Annotated in this window: 4 protein-coding genes; all 4 read right to left on the bottom strand. The window is 67.2% G+C overall.

What is annotated here, in order from left to right:
• A partial coding sequence (locus I71_RS26725) for an RNA polymerase sigma factor region1.1 domain-containing protein (protein ID WP_042701118.1) occupies positions 1-525 on the bottom strand: 525 nt, incomplete at its 3' end.
• Positions 526-736: 211 nt separating this feature from the next.
• A complete protein-coding gene (gene dnaG / locus I71_RS26720) occupies positions 737-2,647 on the bottom strand; it encodes a DNA primase (protein ID WP_042701116.1) in 1,911 nt (636 codons plus the stop codon).
• Between the two features lie 118 nt (positions 2,648-2,765).
• Positions 2,766-3,359, bottom strand: a complete 594-nt coding sequence (locus I71_RS26715) for a Uma2 family endonuclease (RefSeq protein WP_042701114.1) — start codon at positions 3,357-3,359, stop codon at positions 2,766-2,768.
• Positions 3,360-3,449: 90 nt separating this feature from the next.
• Positions 3,450-3,914: a GatB/YqeY domain-containing protein gene (locus tag I71_RS26710; RefSeq protein WP_042701112.1), complete on the bottom strand. Its 465-nt coding sequence runs from the start codon at positions 3,912-3,914 to the stop codon at positions 3,450-3,452.
• Positions 3,915-4,393 lie beyond the last annotated feature (479 nt).

Genomic DNA, 4,393 nt, shown 5'->3' with positions numbered 1-4,393 from the left:
CGCGCAGCATCTTCCCTTCATCAGGGAATCATGCCACTCCAGGATGGCGCGGATGGTCAGGGGCGATTCGCAGATCGCGCCGATCATCATCTCGCGGCCGGCTTCGATCCGCTTGGCGATGGCGATTTCGCCTTCGCGCGACAGCAGCTCCACCGACCCCATCTCACGCAGATACATGCGGACGGGATCGTCGGTGCGGCCAATGTCGTCGTCGTCGAGGTTGCCCGACGAACGGCCTTCGCCTTCGCCCGCGCCCTCGCCGCTGTTCTCCGAATCCTGCTCTTCCGATTCGACGATGTTGATGCCCATCTCGGACAGCATCGCCATCGTGTCTTCGATCTGCTCGGACGAGGACGAATCCTGTGGCAGCGCTGCGTTCAGCTCGTCATAGGTGACATACCCGCGCTCCTTGCCACGGGCGATCATCTTCTTGACGGCCAAACCCATGCCGTCCATCAGAGGACCGTCGGCGGATTCCTCCCGCGTTTCGGAAACTTCCACGCTGTTCGCAGCTTTCGTGGCCATGCGATCGGTGCCCCCGCATTACCCCAGTGAATAAAGACGAAAGGAGCGCCCGGTCCCGGTTTCCCGGCCCGTCCGCCCCACCCCCAACCATGTAACTACCCAGAACCCGCGATCACAGAAACTGTCATGCGGCCCTGTCCTGTTAACTGCGTCCTGTCGAACTCATCCCCTCAACCGACGCCCGATTGCCGACGATACGCATCGTCAACCGTCAGACATCGTCGAAGTCACTGTCGTCCGCGATACCCAGACCGGACCTGATGACCTCCTGCTGAAGGGCCACGACCCTCGCGAAGTTGGCCTCGCTGTTGTCACGGGTCAGAGCCGCCTTCGCTTCCCTAAGATCGTCGAGCACCCGCTCGTGATGCAGATGCCGCCACGCAGGCCACCATCCCTTCCGTGCATCCTCCGTGGAGGCGTCCGGACGGGCGAAGCCGGCGTGGACATAGGTCGACTCGCCTAGCAAAGCACCGACCATCGTCTCATGGCCGGCGGATGACAAGTGGCGACAAAGCGCAGCGGCGTCAAGTGTCGAGTCGTGGTTGCGGTCGTCGGACAGGCATTCGACGACCGCCCAGCGCAGTTTTTCCAGCTCCGGGTCACCGAATGGCAACAGCCCCAGCGGCTCGGCCAGCTCGCCGAACAAGTCCGGATGATTGATCAGCGTCGCCAGCAGGATGCGTTCGCGCATCGAGGCAAGCCGCGACGCCCGGCCGCGCCCCTCCCCCGCCGGCTTGGAGGTCAGCCGCCCGGGCGTACCCGGCACATGGCGGCGCGGCGCCTCGCCGAAGCGGCCCCGCCCCTGCCCCGGCACCCATGGCCCCCGGCTGTAACCCTGCCGCACCGGGGCGAAGGCCTCGTCGACGCGGCGGCGCATCTCGGTTCGGTAGAAGCTCTGCACGTCGCGGTCGGCGATGGTGGCGACGCGGGCCTCCAGTGCCGCCTTCACCGCGGCCTTGGCCTCCGGCGTGTCGGTCGGCCGGCCTTCGCTCTCCATCCGCCACAGGGCATCGGACAGCGGGATGGCCGCCTCCAGCACCGCGCCCATCGCCTTCGGCCCCTGGGCGCGGATCAGGCTGTCGGGGTCCTCCCCCTCCGGCAGGAAGGCGACGCGGGCCGACTGGCCGGGGGCGAGATGCGGCAAAATGCGCTCCACCGCCCGCCACGCCGCGCGCCGGCCGGCATTGTCGCCGTCGAAACACAGGAAAGGCACCTTTTCCGCCGCCGGGATCAGCTTCCACAGCTCCTGCACCTGGGTCTCGGTCAGCGCGGTGCCCAGCGGCGCCACCGCCCCCTCGAAACCGGCGCGGACCAGCGCGATCACGTCCATATAGCCTTCGGCGACGATCACCGGCTTGCCGTCCGCCGCCGCCTGCCGAGCCCGCGACAGGCCGTAGAGCAGCGTGCCCTTGTGGAAGAGCGGCGTGTCGGCGGTGTTGACGTATTTCGGCCCGTCGCCCTCCAGGATGCGCCCGCCGAAAGCGACCACCTGACCGCGCCGGTCGGTCACCGGGAACATGACGCGGTTGCGGAAGAAGCTGTAGGGCGCCCGGCCGTCGTCGGGCCGCTTCAGCAGGCCGGCATTGACCATATCCTCGTCGGAGAAGCCCTGCTTGCCGAGATGGCTGCGCAGCGCGCTCGAATCGCTTGGAGCATAGCCCAGCCGGAAGCGGGCGATGGTCTCGCCGTCCAGACCGCGCCGCAGGAAATAGTCCAAGCCCGGCCGCCCGGCGGAGGTGTGCAGCTGCTGCTCGAACCAGCGCGCCGCCTGCTCGACGAGATCGTGCAGGGTCTTGCGCCGCTCGTAGCGCTGCCGGTCCTCCTCGGTCGGACGCGGCACCGGCAGCCCGGCCTCGCCGGCCAGATGTTCGACCGCCTCGGGAAAGCCGAGATTGTCGTGGCGCATGACGAAGCCGATGATGTCGCCATGGGCGCCGCAGCCGAAGCAATGGAAGAAGCCCTTCTGGTCGTTGACGTAGAAGGACGGCGACTTCTCGTTGTGGAAGGGACAGGGGGCCTTGTACTCCCGGCCGGCGCGGATCAGCCGCAGCCGCTTGGAGACCACTTCCGACAAGGTCAGCCGGGTGCGCAGTTCTTCCAGGAATTGGGGCGGGAAAGCCATGGTCGAACGGTCACCGGGCTACGAAGGACATCGGGCGGAGGCAATGGGCGCAAGGCTATAGCAGAGCCATAGTATGGGAACCAGCGTCGCCGGCCCCAAGGGCGCAGACGGTGCAGGGTCAGTCCGGCTGCCGAATCAGTTTGGTCCGGGCATAGACTTGGATCAGCGGCACGCGAAAGCCGATGCTGGACAAATCCAGTTCGTCATCCGGACCGATGATGATCGGCTCGGGTGGCCAGTCGCCGTTGCGACGCCCATACAGTTCGGCGCCAACGCGGGTGGAGTGGACGAACAGGATCTCCTGAACGCTGGGAATCGAGGCGTATGCCCAGAGGTTGCCTCGGGTGTCGCGCTCGTTGCTGGGCGAGAGAATCTCAACAATCAGAACCGGATCGGGAAGCAGGCGACCGTCCGGATCGTCTGGCGCGCAGGTTACCGCCAGATCGGGGACCCGCAGGTTGGCGTTGCTGGACAGGGCGGGCACCACCGGCGCCTCGGTGGCCGTCCGGCAGGGGCTGCCGCGGTCGATCAGGTGGCCTTCGATCAGCCGCGCCAGCGCCACCTGCAGGTAGGCATGCGTCGCACTCGCCGGCGCCATGGCGCGCGGTTCGCCATTCACCAGCTCGTACCGCGTGTCGGTGCCGTCGCCGCTCCAGTCCAGGAACTCCGCGACGGTCATGCCTGAGAAAGTGGGCTTGCGGACCGCGACCATTCCACCGTCCTCCCGACTGCTGCACGCCACCCCGGGGCGCAAGCCCGGCCTCGGGTTCCCCCGCGGCGGCCAGCCCCCCTTCGCCCGGCCTTACTTGCCGGAGAGCCGCGCCTTCACCAGACCGCCGGCCTTGGCGAAATCCATCTGGCCGGCATGGCGGGCCTTCAGCTCGGCCATCACCTTGCCCATGTCCTTGATGCTGGCGGCGCCCAGTTCGGTCACGATGGAGTCGATGGCGGCGGCGGCCTCCTCCTCGCTCAACTGCTTGGGCAGATAGCGCTCGATGACCGCGATCTCCTCGCGCTCCTGCTGGGCCAGCTCGGGACGGCCGCCCTGCTCGTACATCCCCGCCGATTCGTTGCGTTGCTTCACCATGCCCTGCAGCATCGACAGGATGCCCGCCTCGTCGATGCCGTCGGTGACGCCGCGCCCCCGGGCGTCGATGTCGCGGTCCTTCAGGCCGGCGAGGATCATGCGGATGGTGGACACCGCGCGCTGGTCCTTCGCGCGCATCGCATCCTTGAGGCCGTCGGTGAACTGCGTGCGCAGCGTCATGTCCTGTCTTCCTTGGTTCGTCGGGCCGGAATGAGAGGTCCCCGGCCGGACAGCCGACTATTCCGAAAATGGCCGCCGATTTCCATGGCAAAAGCCCCAGCCGGCGAATGGGCGCCCCGCAACCGTCCGACTTTGTCCACGGATCAGGGCCGCCTTGCAAAGCTATTGCTGGAAATCCTGCGTCCAATCGTCATATAGGATGTCCGGCCCATCCGATCAGCCCACTCGATCCCGCATAACCGCTTGATTCCGGCGGAGGTGGGGTGCGAGCGGCTACGTGTGCGCGCCCGGCGGGACGCTAGGCCGTCGCCGTTCCGCCGATCACCCGATCCGTCGCCGGCCGCGGTTTTTGGGAAGGTTCACAGGAATGACTCTCGCCACTCCCCCCTCCGACAATGCGGTTCACACCGGCGTCCTGGTCCTGGCCGACCGCACCGTGTTCCGCGGCCGAGGCATCGGCGCCACGGGGGAATTCGGTG

This window comes from Azospirillum sp. B506 (genome assembly GCF_000333595.1).
GTDB lineage: Bacteria > Pseudomonadota > Alphaproteobacteria > Azospirillales > Azospirillaceae > Azospirillum.
Note: the sequence above shows the minus strand (reverse complement) of the source record. Positions and strands in the feature narration are given on the sequence as shown.

What these genes read in the sequence shown, in the direction of transcription:
- dnaG (WP_042701116.1), bottom strand. Translation starts at nt 2,647, where the DNA reads ATGGCTTTCCCGCCCCAATTCCTGGAAGAACTGCGCACCCGGCTGACC.
- I71_RS26715 (WP_042701114.1), bottom strand. Translation starts at nt 3,359, where the DNA reads ATGGTCGCGGTCCGCAAGCCCACTTTCTCAGGCATGACCGTCGCGGAG.
- I71_RS26710 (WP_042701112.1), bottom strand. Translation starts at nt 3,914, where the DNA reads ATGACGCTGCGCACGCAGTTCACCGACGGCCTCAAGGATGCGATGCGC.